At 69.8% G+C, this 13,127-nt stretch carries 14 protein-coding genes; 9 read left to right on the top strand and 5 right to left on the bottom strand.

Translation table 11 applies throughout. From position 1 onward, the window contains the following. Window positions 1-20 precede the first annotated feature (20 nt). Window positions 21-671: a pentapeptide repeat-containing protein gene (locus tag HQ314_RS02425; protein ID WP_222649197.1), complete on the top strand. Its 651-nt coding sequence runs from the start codon at window positions 21-23 to the stop codon at window positions 669-671. A 17-nt stretch (window positions 672-688) separates the two neighbouring features. Here the strand turns inward: HQ314_RS02425 and HQ314_RS02420 are convergent, their stop codons facing one another. Then, window positions 689-1,105 carry a helix-turn-helix domain-containing protein gene (locus HQ314_RS02420; protein WP_027505065.1) on the bottom strand — a complete coding sequence of 139 codons (417 nt, stop codon included), beginning with the start codon at window positions 1,103-1,105 and terminating at the stop codon, window positions 689-691. Window positions 1,106-1,256: 151 nt separating this feature from the next. On the opposite strand from HQ314_RS02420, the gene HQ314_RS02415 reads away from it, so the two are divergent. From HQ314_RS02415 to HQ314_RS02405, 3 genes are read left to right on the top strand one after another with little or no spacing between them, the layout of a single operon-like run. After that, a complete protein-coding gene (locus HQ314_RS02415; protein ID WP_027505066.1) occupies window positions 1,257-2,939 on the top strand; it encodes an alkaline phosphatase D family protein in 1,683 nt (560 codons plus the stop codon). Window positions 2,940-2,974: 35 nt separating this feature from the next. Then, a complete protein-coding gene (gene cobA / locus HQ314_RS02410) occupies window positions 2,975-4,207 on the top strand; it encodes a uroporphyrinogen-III C-methyltransferase (protein WP_222649196.1) in 1,233 nt (410 codons plus the stop codon). Between the two features lie 8 nt (window positions 4,208-4,215). Next, a complete protein-coding gene (locus HQ314_RS02405) occupies window positions 4,216-5,673 on the top strand; it encodes an MFS transporter (protein WP_222649195.1) in 1,458 nt (485 codons plus the stop codon). Here HQ314_RS02405 and HQ314_RS02400 read toward each other — a convergent pair. Then, window positions 5,664-6,890: a DUF2786 domain-containing protein gene (locus HQ314_RS02400; RefSeq protein ID WP_056445005.1), complete on the bottom strand. Its 1,227-nt coding sequence runs from the start codon at window positions 6,888-6,890 to the stop codon at window positions 5,664-5,666. The two genes, HQ314_RS02405 and HQ314_RS02400, sit on opposite strands and share 10 nt — an antisense overlap. Then, window positions 6,887-7,630: a peroxide stress protein YaaA gene (gene yaaA, locus HQ314_RS02395; RefSeq protein WP_056445002.1), complete on the bottom strand. Its 744-nt coding sequence runs from the start codon at window positions 7,628-7,630 to the stop codon at window positions 6,887-6,889. Before yaaA ends, HQ314_RS02400 begins: the two co-directional genes overlap by 4 nt. A gap of 44 nt (window positions 7,631-7,674) precedes the next feature. Here yaaA and HQ314_RS02390 point away from each other — a divergent pair, with 44 nt between their 5' ends. Both HQ314_RS02390 and HQ314_RS02385 read left to right on the top strand, forming a co-directional pair. Further along, window positions 7,675-9,429, top strand: coding sequence for a proline--tRNA ligase (locus tag HQ314_RS02390; protein WP_222637687.1), 1,755 nt, complete (start codon window positions 7,675-7,677; stop codon window positions 9,427-9,429). After that, window positions 9,426-9,932, top strand: a complete 507-nt coding sequence (locus HQ314_RS02385; RefSeq protein ID WP_222637686.1) for a hypothetical protein — start codon at window positions 9,426-9,428, stop codon at window positions 9,930-9,932. The genes HQ314_RS02390 and HQ314_RS02385 overlap by 4 nt, the downstream gene beginning before the upstream one ends. 25 nt (window positions 9,933-9,957) lie before the next feature. Here HQ314_RS02385 and HQ314_RS02380 read toward each other — a convergent pair whose 3' ends face one another. Together HQ314_RS02380 and HQ314_RS02375 are read right to left on the bottom strand one after the other, a co-directional pair. Beyond that, window positions 9,958-10,404: a ferritin-like domain-containing protein gene (locus HQ314_RS02380; protein WP_027505072.1), complete on the bottom strand. Its 447-nt coding sequence runs from the start codon at window positions 10,402-10,404 to the stop codon at window positions 9,958-9,960. Continuing rightward, entirely contained in the window at window positions 10,401-10,940 is a 540-nt protein-coding gene (locus tag HQ314_RS02375; protein WP_308119192.1) for a hypothetical protein, read from the bottom strand. The genes HQ314_RS02380 and HQ314_RS02375 overlap by 4 nt, the downstream gene beginning before the upstream one ends. Window positions 10,941-11,102: 162 nt before the next feature. Between HQ314_RS02375 and rimP the strand changes: the two genes are divergently transcribed. Genes rimP through HQ314_RS02360 form a run of 3 tightly spaced genes read left to right on the top strand, consistent with a single transcriptional unit; the run spans window position 11,103 to window position 13,088 of the window. After that, complete coding sequence (gene rimP / locus HQ314_RS02370; RefSeq protein WP_222649194.1) at window positions 11,103-11,717, top strand: ribosome maturation factor RimP; 615 nt, start codon at window positions 11,103-11,105, stop codon at window positions 11,715-11,717. A gap of 4 nt (window positions 11,718-11,721) precedes the next feature. Then, window positions 11,722-12,726 carry a transcription termination factor NusA gene (nusA, locus tag HQ314_RS02365; RefSeq protein ID WP_027505075.1) on the top strand — a complete coding sequence of 335 codons (1,005 nt, stop codon included), beginning with the start codon at window positions 11,722-11,724 and terminating at the stop codon, window positions 12,724-12,726. Then, window positions 12,675-13,088, top strand: coding sequence for a YlxR family protein (locus HQ314_RS02360; protein WP_374197734.1), 414 nt, complete (start codon window positions 12,675-12,677; stop codon window positions 13,086-13,088). Before nusA ends, HQ314_RS02360 begins: the two co-directional genes overlap by 52 nt. Window positions 13,089-13,127 lie beyond the last annotated feature (39 nt).

Genomic DNA, 13,127 nt, shown 5'->3' with positions numbered 1-13,127 from the left:
CCGGCGAGAGGGTCCTTCACATGGTCAGCAGAATGTTCGGTAGCGCACGCGTCTCGTGGGCGAGTGTCGGATCCGTCGTCGTCGCAGCGGCGGCGCTGGCCGTGGCGTCACCGGCCGCAGCCGGTGCCACCGAGATCAAAGGGTGCGTGATCACCTCGCCGGCAGACGGCACGGTCTGCACCGGTATGGACCTGAGCGGCGCGGATCTCGCGGGCTTGAATCTGTCGGGAGCCGACTTCTCGGGCTCGAACCTCAGTGGAGCGGACCTGTCCGGCGTGGTCGGATTCGGCGGCCGCTTCACCGGCGCGAATCTGCGGGGTGCGAATCTCGCGGGCTCGTCCTTCGGCCGCGCGGACTTCCATCACGCGTCGCTGGCGAACGCCGACCTGACGAATGCAGCACTGTCGGACACGATGCTCGATCAGGCAGATCTGACGCGGACGGGCCTGAGCGGCACGGATTTCACCGTGTCCTACCTGCGAGACGCTGATCTCTCGCATGCTCGGTTCGCGGGCACGAAGTTCTTCGGCGCCCAGGTGTGCGGCGCCAACATCTTCGGTACCGACCCGTCGGCTGCGAGCAACCTCGACACGTCCTGCACGGTGTCCGAGGGTCCGGCAACCCCCCTTCCCGTTCCGGCACCTGTGCCCGGTGGGCTCTTCGGTAGTTGATCGACGTCGTCCACCGATCACGCCGCGAGCAGTCCCTCCAGGTAGTCCAGGAGCCGTGACACCTCCCGCGGGGCGCCGAGGACGACTACCTTGAGCCGGTCGCGTTGCGCGTCGTAGGCGGTGTTGACGCGCAACGGTTCACTGTCGGGTCGCGCGTCCCCGGTGGCTCTGGCGAGCAGTGCGGTCAGCCGATCCGCGGTCTCGCGGTCGACGGTGTCGATGTCGACGATCGAGGTGACCTCGACGCGATGCTCGGTGCGCAGTGTGGAGGCGGCCTGCCCGGTGAACGTCTCGAGGTCCTCGCCGGAGATGCGGTACTGCTTGCCGATGCGGACGGCGGGAAGGCGCCCGGACCGCACGTAGCCGCGGACGGTGCGCACGTGCAGCCCCAGCATGTCGGCGACATCGTCGACCGAATACATCCGCACAGTCATCCAAACAACGTAAACATCCCCTGTCGCACACGTCAATTGGGACATCTACGTGCCCCGTGGCGGCTTTTCCCGGACATGTCGTCGGGAGACTTTTCCGACAGGTTGCCGGTGAACGGCGCGGAAATCGGGCATTGGTGGCAATCTGGATCGAATGACCGACATCGACCAGAGACTGATCCTGGGGCCGTTCGTCCGCTACGTCAGTACCGATCGCGCGACCTTCTGGGTGGAGACGTCGCACTCCTGCACCGTCACGGTCACCACGTCCTCGGGCGCCTCGGTGGACGAGCGCACGTGGGGTCTCCACGGGCACCACTACGCCCTCGTCGCCGTCGAGGATCTGCCGCAGAACTCCCTCGTCGACTACACCGTCGCGATCGACGGCGAGCAGGTGTGGCCCACTCCCGACCGCCGGGCCGTCGTGCACACGATGTGCGACGACGAGCCCGTCACCGTCGCTTTCGGATCCTGCCGGCGGGGTGACACCTACAGCGACGAGGCGTTGACGCGCATCGGCGCCGACGCTCTGGTCGGGCTCGCCGACCGCGTCGCGAGCGAAGAGCCCGACACCTGGCCGGATCTTTTGGTCTTCCTCGGCGATCAGGTCTACGCGGACGATCCGTCGCCCGAGATCGTCGAGCGCCTGCACGCCCGGCGCGAGGCCGGCGAGCGTGCTGCCGGGGCCCGCTCGGAGGAGGTCGAGGACGAGATCTGCGACTTCGAGGAGTACACCTGGCTCTACCAGGAGTCGTGGGGCGACGACCGCGTCCGCCAACTGATGGCCACGGTCCCGACGTGCATGATCCTCGACGACCACGATCTGCGGGACGACTGGAACTCCTCCGCGGACTGGCGCGCGGAGGTGACACAGGCGTCCTGGTGGGAGGACCGCGTGATCGGCGCCTTCTCCTCGTACTGGGTCTACCAACACCTGGGCAACCTGTCTCCGCGCGAACTCGAGGACGACGCGATGTACGCGGCCGTGCGATCCGCCGCGAGCGACTCCGAGCGTGAGACGCTGCTCGCCGAGTTCGCCCTGAAGGCGGACGCGGAACCGTCCTCGGCGCGCTGGAGCTATCACCGCGACATCGGCAACACGCGTCTGGTGATGATCGACAGCCGGTGTTCGCGTGACCTGTCGCCCGAGCGCAGGGCCATGGTCGACGACGTCGAGTGGGCATGGGTGCGCGAGCACACGCTGAAGTCGGGCAAGGAGCACGTGCTCCTGGGGTCGTCGCTGCCCTTCCTCATGCTTCCGGGGCTGCACGCGGTGGAGCAGTGGAACGAGGCGGTGGCGCAGGGCGCATGGGGGAAGCGGTTCGGTCGGATCGGGGAGAAGCTGCGTATCGCGCTCGATCTCGAGCACTGGGCCGCGTTCGGAAAGTCGTTCGGCGACATGGTGGATCTTGTCGACGAGGTGGTCGTGGGACCGGACGCGCCGAAGTCGGTCGTGTGGTTGTCGGGTGACGTGCACTGCTCCTACGTCGCGAAGGCGGAGACCCGCGTGTCGACGTCGACGTCTCTGTACCAGCTGACGATGTCGCCGTTCCGCAATCCACTGAACCTGCCGATCCGGGCGGTCAACCGCCTGGCGATCCGTCGCCCGGTGGCGAGGATGCTCGCGCGCCTGGCGCGCGGAGCCAAGGCGGAACCCGTGCACGCGGAGTGGAGCACGGAGGCGGGTCCCTGGTTCGACAACGGGGTGATGTCGTTGACCACGGACTCGCAGGCGCTGCGTCTCGAAGTGAACCACGCCGCGGTGGTGAACGGGCGTCAGACGCTCAGCACCACGGCTCGCTACGACCTCACGCCGTCCGGGGTGCGGCAGCGCTGATCGTGCACGTGCCACGACAGGTAGGGTCTTCCGACGTGGACGCGACCGATTCTCCCTACCTCGCAGGGCTCGATCTGGCCGGTCGTCGCGTGGTCGTCGTCGGTGGGGGCAGTGTCGCGCAGCGGCGGCTCCCGCTGCTGGTGTCGTGCGGCGCGAAGGTCGTCGTCATCACCCGCGAGGCCACCCCGGCCGTCGAGGGCATGGCGAGCTTCGGTCAGATCGAGCTGGAGCTGCGCGACTATCGCGACGGCGATCTGCACGAGGCCTGGTACGCCATCGCCTGCACCGACGAGGCCGAGACCAACGCGGCCATCGTCGCGGAAGCGGCGCGCTCCCGGATCTTCTGCGTGCGCGCGGACGTGGCGAGAGACGGCACGGCGGTCACGCCTGCCAGCGCGGAGTACGACGGTCTGACCGTCGGCGTGCTCGCCAGCGGCGAGCATCGCCGGTCCGCCGCCGTGCGCAACGCCGTGCTGGACGGGCTGCAGTCAGGGGCCATCGCGGACGCACCGGAGAAGTCGATCGCGGGGGTCGCACTCGTGGGCGGTGGACCGGGAGACCCGGACCTCATCACCGTGCGGGGGCGCCGCCTGCTGGCGCGTGCCGACGTGGTGGTGGCCGACCGTCTCGCGCCGCCCGAGCTGTTGGCCGAACTGGGACCGCACGTCGAGGTGATCGACGCGTCGAAGATTCCGTACGGCCGGTTCATGGCACAGGAGGCCATCAACGACGCGTTGATTGCGCATGCCCGCGCCGGCCGGTTCGTGGTCCGACTCAAGGGCGGCGATCCCTACGTCTTCGGCCGCGGATACGAGGAACTCGAGGCGTGCACCGCAGCGGGCATTCCCGTCACCGTCGTTCCCGGCATCACCAGCGCCATCTCGGTGCCGTCCGCCGCCGGTATCCCGGTCACCCATCGTGGCGTCACGCACGAGTTCGTCGTCGTCAGCGGTCATCTGCGCCCGGATCACCCGGACTCGCTGATCGACTGGCCGTCTCTGGGCCGGTTGCGCGGCACCATCGTGCTGCTCATGGCGGTCGAGCGCATCGGAGCCTTCGCGGACGTGCTCGTCGAGAACGGGCGCGCCGCGGACACGCCGGTCGTGGTGGTCCAGGAGGGCACGACGCGGTCGCAGCGGGTGGTGCGGGCAGATCTGACCACCGTCGCCGAGCGGGTGCGTGCGGAGAACGTGCGCCCCCCGGCCATCATCGTCATCGGACCGGTGGCGGGATTCGACGCCGCGGCCGTGATCGGCGCAGCCTCGTGACCCGGCCGATGACGTATCCCGTGACCGAGCGGGCCTTCGGACTCGCGATCATCGCGCTCAGCGGCATGCAGTTGATGGCCGTGCTCGACGGCACCGTGGTGAACCTCGCGCTCGCTCCGCTGCAGGCCGAACTCGGCCTCAGCGATGCCGGTCGCAACTGGGTGGTCTCGTCGTACGTACTGGCCTTCGGCGGGCTCATGCTCCTCGGCGGGCGCATGGGCGACGCCTTCGGACGCAAGCGCATGTTCCTCGTCGGAGTCGCGCTGTTCACGGTGGCGTCCGCGGCCTGCGGACTCGCGCAGAACGAGGCGATGCTGGTGCTGGCCCGCGTGATCCAGGGCGCCGGCGCCGCGGTCGCGTCGCCCACGGCGTTCGCACTGGTGGCCACCACGTTCGCGCCGGGGTCCGTCCGCAATCAGGCCATCGCCATCTACGCGGCCATGACCGGTGTCGGCTCCTTCTCAGGTCTCATCATCGGCGGCGCGCTCACCGAGGTCTCGTGGCGGTGGATCTTCCTCATCAACGTGCCGATCGGTCTCGCGATCCTGGCCCTGGGATGGCGCGCGCTCACCGAGACGGCCGGCGAACGGGCACCCCTCGACGTGCCGGGGGCGATCCTCGCGACGCTCGGATCCACCGGTGTCGTGTTCGGCATCGTCGAGGGTCCGGAACGAGGCTGGACGGACGTCGTCACCCTCACCGCGATCGTCGTCGGTCTGTTCCTGCTGCTCGCGTTCCTCACTGTCGAGCGGCGCGCCAGGAACCCACTGCTGCCCTTCGAACTCTTCCGCGACCGGGACCGCGTCGCCACCTTCGTCGCCATCTTCTTCTCCGGCGGTGCCCTGTTCGCGATGACCGTGATCGTCGCGGTGTTCGTCCAGGACGTGTTGGACTACAGCCCGCTGCGCGCCGGCATCTCGTTCATCCCGTTCGGTGGCGGCATGGCGCTCGCCGCCGTCGCGTCGTCGTGGCTGGCGCCGCGGGTCGCACCACGCTGGATCATCGCGACCGGCGCGGTCCTCACCGTCGGGTACCTGATCTTCGCGTCGACCATCACGGTGGAGTCGACGTACTGGAAGAACCTGTTCCTCCCCATCGGCGGCATCGGTTTCGGCGTCGGACTGGCGGTCATCGCCCTCCCGCTCTGCGCGATCGCCAACGTCGACCAGAAGAACATCGGGCCACTCACCGCCATCTCGCTCGTCGCGCAGAACCTGGGAGGCCCACTCGGCCTCGCTGTGGTCAGCGCGATGGCGGCGTCGAAGACGCTCTCACTGGGCGGTCGGACGGGCTCGGCCGTCGACATGACCCGGCCGGAGATCGTCGCGTTGGGAGAGGGCTACACGTTCGCTCTTCTCGGCTGCGCCGTTCTCGCCGCGGTCGCCGCCGTCTCGGCGTTGTTCATCCGCTACAGCGCGGCCGACGTCGCCCAGGCCAAGGCAGCCCAGGACGCGGTTCACCGCTGACGGTCGGCGGGCAGGTCCGCCTCGTTCGCCGCCGCGCGCCCGGACTCCCATCCCGCGAGGTCCAGCCGGGGTCCACGGACCGACCGGGTGGCCGGGAACAGTCGCTCGACCTCTGCCTCGACGGCCACCGTCTGCGTCGCCAGCATCGGCAGCAATTCGCCGGACCGGCGACTCGCCTCCTCGAGGGCCAGCGCGTCCGACTCGGCGAGGCGTTCACCCAGCCGCACGGCATAGGCCCACAGGAACGCGGTGTCGAAGCCGGATGCGGCCTTCTTCCGCCGAGCCGGTCGGGGAGCGCGAGCCAGAGCGCGCGCCGCCTGCACCGAGAGGGAGGTGAAGAGCATCTCGGTCTGCTCCACGTCGACGGGTGCACCCACCACCGTCGCGAGGGCGTGATCGGTGTCCCAGACCACCCGGGTGCGGTTGACCGTCGCCACCACGTGCAGCAATTGGGCACGCGCATCCGCGTGCGGATTGTCGACGTGCACACGCCTGCTCACGACGTCGGTCCGGCCCTCGGCGAGCACGAGGGTGTCGACGGAGTACTTCGTCATCAGTTCCTGCGCCTTCGCGGTGAACGCATCGGCCTCCTCCTCGAACTCGGTCGAGTCCGCCTTGGCGAGAAGCCCCCTGATGCGCCCGAGCATGCCGGACCCGACGACGGTGTCGGGCGGCAGCAGGCGTGCGGTCCGGGCCGACGGCCACTGCGACGGCAGCGCGCCGATCCGGGTGAGTCGGGGCAGGCTCTGCCACCGCCCGAGCAGCGTGAGCACGGCGATCCACTGGTCACTGACGGCGATGTAGTCGGACGCACCGCCGAGGCGCAGACGCGCGGCGAGCAGACTCGGAGACGCGTCGACGGGCGACTCGACGTCCGGGCGCAGCGCCCGGATCGCCTCGACCTGGCGCACCCAGCTCTCGGGCGCGCGCGAGGTGGCGTCGGAGAGCTCGGCCTCGTGCAGGAGGGCCGCCGCGGCGAGTCCGGTGACCTCGGCGGTGCAGTGGCGGCGGACGACGTGCAGCAGGTCGAGCGGTTGCCACCCCTCCTCGTACAGCGCCGTGATCGTGGACAGGAGCGTGACGGACCCCTGAGCGAGGGGATCCGCGTCGGTGCAGGCGACCAACTGGTCCGCGACGTCGTCCACCACGCGTTGCGAGGCGGTGCGACCGACGGCGGCATCGGCGCCGCGCTGCAGCAGTTCCGGGACCGGGTTCATTCGGTCAGCACGATCACCTCGGTCGGCGATGCGACCTCGGCTCGGAGTCCTGCACGGACGGCGACCGCGGCGACGGCCCGTGCGCTCGTGGGTTCCGCGCGGGTGACGGTCAGCGCCCGTGCCAGCAGTCCCTTGTGATGCTTGTTGAAATGGCTGACGACGGTGCGGGATCCGTCGGGTTGCTCGGTGAGCACGGTGGCGGTGACCGCGCCGGGTATGGGGCCCAGGTCGCGGTAGATTCCCGAGCGCAGATCGACGACGAGACCGTCGGCCGCGGCGGTGACCGCCGCGGGCAGCACCGGCTTCCACAGGGCGCGGAGCGTGGGGAGCCCGGGCAGTGCGGACCCGCCCGAGAGCCGGTACGCCGGAACCGGATCGTCCGCTCGCACCGCACCGAAGAGGGCGGACCCGATCGCGAGGCGCTGCCGAGCCTTGGCCTTCTGCGCCCGGGTGAACGATGCCGCGTCCAACGCGTCGAACAACACTCCGGTGTAGCGCTCGAGAGCCGGTCTCGTCGCCGAGACCGTCAGGGCCGCATTGCGCTCGATCTCGTCGTCCTGCTTCGGCGAGAGTCCCAGGGCCGTGCGGGAGGCCGCGGGATCGTCGGCGAGGGACACGAGAGCGTTCACCAGCGTCGATCGGACGTCGGTGAGCTGCGGAAGCCACAGCCGGTCGAGATCGAGCGGATCACCGCGGCCGCCCGCGGACTTGGTTTCGGACGGTGGCAGAAGAACGAGCACGGCAGGAACGGTACCGACACACCCACGGACTAGGCTGTGCGCCTGTGATCACCCGTCTGTCCCACCTGTTCCTGCGCACGCTCCGCGACGATCCCGCCGATGCCGAGGTACCGAGCCACAAGCTCCTGGTGCGCGCCGGCTACGTCCGCCGCATCGCTCCCGGTGTGTACTCGTGGCTGCCGCTCGGGCTCCGGGTGCTGCGCCGCGTCGAGCAGGTGGTGCGCGAGGAGATGAACGCGATCGGTGGCCAGGAGATCTCGCTGCCGGCGCTGCTGCCGCGCGAACCGTACGAGGTGACCAACCGCTGGACCGAGTACGGCGACGGGCTGTTCCGGCTCAAGGATCGCAAGGGCGTCGACATGCTGCTCGGGCCGACGCACGAGGAGCTCTTCGCGCTGACGGTCAAGGGGGAGTACAGCTCCTACAAGGACCTGCCGGTCACGCTGTACCAGATTCAGACCAAGTACCGCGACGAGGAGCGTCCGCGGGCCGGCATCCTGCGCGGCCGTGAGTTCGTCATGAAGGACTCGTACTCGTTCGATCTCGACGAGGCGGGTCTGAAGACCTCTTACGAGGCCCACCGCGAGGCGTACCAGCGAATCTTCGAGCGCCTCGGTGTCAGCTACGTCATCGTCGCGGCCACGTCCGGTGCGATGGGCGGGAGCGCGTCCGAGGAGTTCCTCGCGGAATCGGTCGTCGGCGAGGACACCTACGTGCGGTGTGTCGAGTCCGGGTACGCCGCGAACGTCGAGGCCGTCACGACGCCGGCTCCGCCGTCGATCCCCCTCGAGGGCCTGCCGCAACCGACGGTGCACGAGACCGGCGACACCCCGACCATCGCGACGCTCGTCGACTGGGCGAACGGTGCGGATCTCGGCCGCACGGTCACCGCGGCGGACACGCTCAAGAACGTGCTGCTCAAGACACGTATACCCGGCGGTGAGTGGGAACTGCTCGCCATCGGCGTTCCCGGTGATCGTGACGTGGACGAGAAGCGCCTCGAGGCCTCCCTCGCCCCCGCCGAGTTCGTCATGCTGGGCGACGCGGACTTCGCCGCCAATCCGTTCCTCGTCAAGGGTTACATCGGACCGAAGGCCTTGCAGGACAACGGCGTGCGTTACCTCGTCGACCCTCGCGTCGTCGACGGCACGGCGTGGATCACCGGGGCGAACGAGAAGGGCAAGCACGTCGTCGACCTGGTCGCGGGCCGCGATTTCGTCGCGGACGGCACCATCGAGGCCGCCGAGGTGCGCGACGGTGATCCCTCTCCGGACGGCCGCGGCGCACTGGTGTCCGCTCGCGGCATCGAGATCGGCCACATCTTCCAGCTCGGTACCAAGTACACCGACGCCTTCGCGGTCGACGTCCTCGGCGAGAACGGCAAGCCCACCCGCCTGCTCCAGGGCTCGTACGGCGTCGGCGTGTCCCGCCTGGTGGCTGTCATCGCCGAGCAGATGCACGACGACAAGGGTCTGCGGTGGCCCGCGTCCGTCGCACCCGCCGACGTGCACATCGTCATCGCCAACAAGGACGTGGGCGCGCGCGAGGGTGCCGAGGCGCTCGCCGTCGAACTCGACGCACACGGACTCGAGGTCGTCCTGGACGACCGTCCCAAGGTGTCTCCCGGTGTGAAGTTCAAGGATTCCGAGCTCATCGGTGTGCCGCTCGTCGTCGTCCTCGGTCGCGGCTGGGCGGACGGCACCGTCGAGCTGAAGGATCGCTTCACCGGTGAGGCTCGCGACGTTCCGGCCGAGTCGGCGGGCCGGGAGGTCCTGCGCGCAGTCGGGCGACCCGTGTGAGCACCTCGTCGTCGAGCGAGTCTCTCCCTGCGGTCCTGACCCGGCTCGTCGACGCTCGCCGAGTCCTGCTGATCGCGCCGATACACGGACGCTCGGCCGCTCTCGCGGCCGACGCGGTCGGCGAGCGCGGCTCCGTCGTGGTGCTCGCCGCGGACGAGAGTGTCGCGGCCGTCCAGGCCGACACGGAGGCGGCACGAGGCCGGGTGGAGATCGTCGCCGGCGAACCCGCCGGATCGTTGCCGCAGCTCCGCACGGACGACGACACGACCTTCGGTGTGGTGTCCGCCGACGTCTCGCGGGCCGGTGCGGCCGAGGCCGTGCAGTACCTCGAGTGGGCGCTGGTGCTCGGTCGACCCGGGACCGCCGTGGTGGTCACCGGTGACGCCGACGGGGCGACGTGGACAGCGGTGCAGGACATGGTCGACGGTCACCCACGGCTCGCCGCGGCGTCGTGGACCGCGGGCACCGCGGTGATCGTCGCCGCCGTGACCGATCAACCCTGAGTCGAGGTCCCGACCGGCGGAGGGGTCAGGTCGCCGGAGTGCCGGGAAAGGCCACCGTCGACGGGAAGATGCCGAGGATCGCCTTCCACGCCGAGGCGCGCCGAGCTGAGTCCGTGAGGGCGACGATGCCGATGTCGCGGGTGTGCCCGGACTGGGCCCGTTCGACGACCGACCGCCAGGCGACTGCGGCGTCGTCCTCGACCTGCGCCGCGAGCCGTGCCGCCGCCACCGCGTCGGTCACCGGGAACGGCACCGTGTACCCGGCCGCGGGCTCCGGTGCGGTGACGCTGGCCGCGGTCAGGGCGTCGATGGTGCCGTCGCGCCGCGCTCGGTGGTCGGCGGCGTACTGCGCGACCATCGGATCGCGGGTGGGGTTCGAGAACGCCGCGATGACGCCGTACGCGAAGACGGCGGCGAACTCCACGTTCAGCGCGTCCACGAGGGCCTGCTGCTCCGGGCCGAGATCACTCATCCGGCCACCGCCGCGGACGCCAGCGTGCACGCGGCACTGATCGACCCGAGCAGGCCCGCTCGGTAACCGGACAGCGCACGCGCGTCGTCGGCTGCGCTGCGGCCCGCGTCCGACAGCGCCGTGGACAAGTCGATGAGAGCCGGAGCCGACACCGGCTCGGCAGTGCCGGTCGCCGCAGTGGCGGTCCCGGACACCGTGGGCGGGGGAGTGAGACGTGCGATCTCGGTGTCGAGTGCGTCGGCGTGGGCGGTCCGCTGATCGGCGATCACGGTGAGAGTGTCGACCGCCGCCGGGTTCTGCGCGATCGCCGCCGCCGCGGCGGCCGCGTCGCGGCGGGCCCGGGCGGCATGAGCCGCGAGCGGATCGGGCTGCGCCGCCTCGTCGTCCTGCGTACCGTCCGAGCACGCGACCGTCGAGGCGAGGATCGTCGTGCCCGCGACCACTGCCGCCGCACCGCGCAACATCGTGCGCCGCGAGAGCGTCGGGAGACTGCGGCCGTGCAGGAAGACCGGTCGGTGCGGAACTGTCGGTGGCACCCGGTCATCGTGCCAGACACGGACACCGTCCCCGCGCCGGACACGAGCACTCTCGGCGCGACGACGCAGCGTGTCGGGAGACGCGCCCCGGTCGCGGTATCGTGGTCCCTTCCCAGTTCGCCGGTGGCGAGCTGTACAACTTCAGCGAGGAGTGGTCGAGCGATGCCGGTTCCATCCAGGGAGAGGGTCGTCGCACTCCTCTCCGCACACGTGGCGGGCCCGGGGTTCACCGACGGCGATCTCGATCTCGAGGACGTCACCGTGTCGAAGGCCGGTGCTCACAGCGTCGTCAAGGTGATCGTCGATCGGGATTCCGGATTCGAGCTCGACGCGCTCGCTCGGCTGAGCCACGAGATCTCCGACATCCTGGACGCGGCAACCGAATTCGGGGACACCGCGTACAACCTCGAGGTGACCACGCCCGGTGTCGACCGACCCCTGACCGAGCCTCGCCACTGGCGTCGTGCTCGCGGCCGGATGGTCACCGTCATGCTCGGGGACGAGACAATCGACGCCCGCGTCGGGGAGCTCAGGACCTCGGAGGGCGGTACGACCGAACTGGATCTCGTTCTCCGCTCGCGCACCGGTCCGACGCTGCGCACCGTGCCGCTCGACGCGGTCACGTCGGCCACCGTGCAGGTGGAGTTCAAGAAGCCCAATCCTGCGGAGCTCGAGATGGCGGGCGGCGTCACGCCCGGACGCTTCGATCCGCTGAACCCGCCGGAGGAGCCCGTCTCCGGTGACGAAGACGACGACACAGACGACGAAAGCCGATAACGACGTGAACATCGACATGACTGCCCTCCGCGCGATCGAGGCGGAGAAGGGCATCACCATCGACGCGGTGATCGAGACGCTGCAGAGTGCGCTGCTCACCGCGTACAAGCACACGGCCGGTCACCGGTCCGACGCCTACATCGACGTGAATCGCAAGAGCGGCGAGGTCCGCGTCATGGCACGCGAGACCGACGAGAACGGGAACTTCGTCTCCGAGTGGGACGACACCCCCGAAGGGTTCGGTCGCATCGCCGCGACCACCGCGCGTCAGGTCATCCTGCAGCGACTCCGAGACGCCGAGAACGAGAAGTCGTTCGGTGAGTACTCGACGCACGAGGGCGAGATCGTCGGCGGTGTCATCCAGGCCGACGCAAGGCTGAACGCACGCGGCACGGTCGTGGTGCGGATCGGCAGCGACTCCGAGGGCGTGGACGCGACCATCCCGCCGGCGGAGCAGGTGCCCGGTGAGACGTACGAGCACGGCGACCGGATCAAGTGCTACGTCGTGGGCGTCACCCGCGGCAATCGCGGCCCGCAGGTCACCCTGTCCCGGACGCACCCCAACCTGGTCCGCAAGGTGTTCGCGCTCGAGGTGCCGGAGATCGCGGACGAGTCCGTGGAGATCGTGTCGGTGGCCCGCGAGGCGGGACACCGGTCGAAGATCGCCGTGCGGACGTCGGTGTCCGGCCTCAACGCCAAGGGCGCGTGCATCGGTCCGATGGGCCAGCGTGTCCGCAACGTCATGAGCGAGCTGGCCGGCGAGAAGATCGACATCATCGACTACGACGACGATCCCGCCGTGTTCGTCGGGAATGCGTTGTCACCGTCGAAGGTTGTCTCTGTCACGGTCGTCGACGCGGCTGCCCGCGCCGCTCGTGTGGTGGTGCCCGACTACCAGTTGTCGCTCGCGATCGGCAAGGAAGGTCAGAACGCGCGGCTCGCCGCGCGCCTGACCGGGTGGCGTATCGACATCCGGAGCGACGCCGCGCCGACCGAGGACGATCACTGAGTCGGCGCGCGCGAGCGGGCGACGTTCCGAACCGGACCGAATCCGCGTTAGACTGTGACACGGCTCGACACGCGTTGTCCGACGACACCGCGTCCGCACCAGCTGGACCGGTGCGTACGTGCGTAGGATGCAGACAGCGCGAGTCGCCTTCCGCCTTGGTGCGGATCGTCGCCGGCGTCTCCGACACCGGCACGGTCGGTGCCGTGGTCGATCATCGCCGCAGACTGCCCGGCCGGGGTGCATGGTTGCATCCCGACGCGACTTGTCTGCAGCAGGCGGAGCGACGTCGAGCCTTCGGGCGTGCCTTGCGCGTGACCGGTCCGCTGGACCTGTCCGCGCTTGCCCGAGAGTTCGCACCGTGACGGTGTGGACCACACCCGATCGACCGGCCGAACGGTCGC

It is taken from the genome of Rhodococcus sp. BP-332 (genome assembly GCF_019836065.1).
Lineage (GTDB): Bacteria > Actinomycetota > Actinomycetes > Mycobacteriales > Mycobacteriaceae > Rhodococcoides.
This window is presented reverse-complemented; position numbering and strand designations above follow the sequence as displayed.

What these genes read in the sequence shown, in the direction of transcription:
- rimP (WP_222649194.1), top strand. Translation starts at nt 11,103, where the DNA reads ATGCCGGTTCCATCCAGGGAGAGGGTCGTCGCACTCCTCTCCGCACAC.
- HQ314_RS02415 (WP_027505066.1), top strand. Translation starts at nt 1,257, where the DNA reads ATGACCGACATCGACCAGAGACTGATCCTGGGGCCGTTCGTCCGCTAC.
- HQ314_RS02425 (WP_222649197.1), top strand. Translation starts at nt 21, where the DNA reads ATGGTCAGCAGAATGTTCGGTAGCGCACGCGTCTCGTGGGCGAGTGTC.
- HQ314_RS02380 (WP_027505072.1), bottom strand. Translation starts at nt 10,404, where the DNA reads ATGAGTGATCTCGGCCCGGAGCAGCAGGCCCTCGTGGACGCGCTGAAC.
- HQ314_RS02405 (WP_222649195.1), top strand. Translation starts at nt 4,216, where the DNA reads ATGACGTATCCCGTGACCGAGCGGGCCTTCGGACTCGCGATCATCGCG.
- HQ314_RS02400 (WP_056445005.1), bottom strand. Translation starts at nt 6,890, where the DNA reads ATGAACCCGGTCCCGGAACTGCTGCAGCGCGGCGCCGATGCCGCCGTC.
- HQ314_RS02420 (WP_027505065.1), bottom strand. Translation starts at nt 1,105, where the DNA reads ATGACTGTGCGGATGTATTCGGTCGACGATGTCGCCGACATGCTGGGG.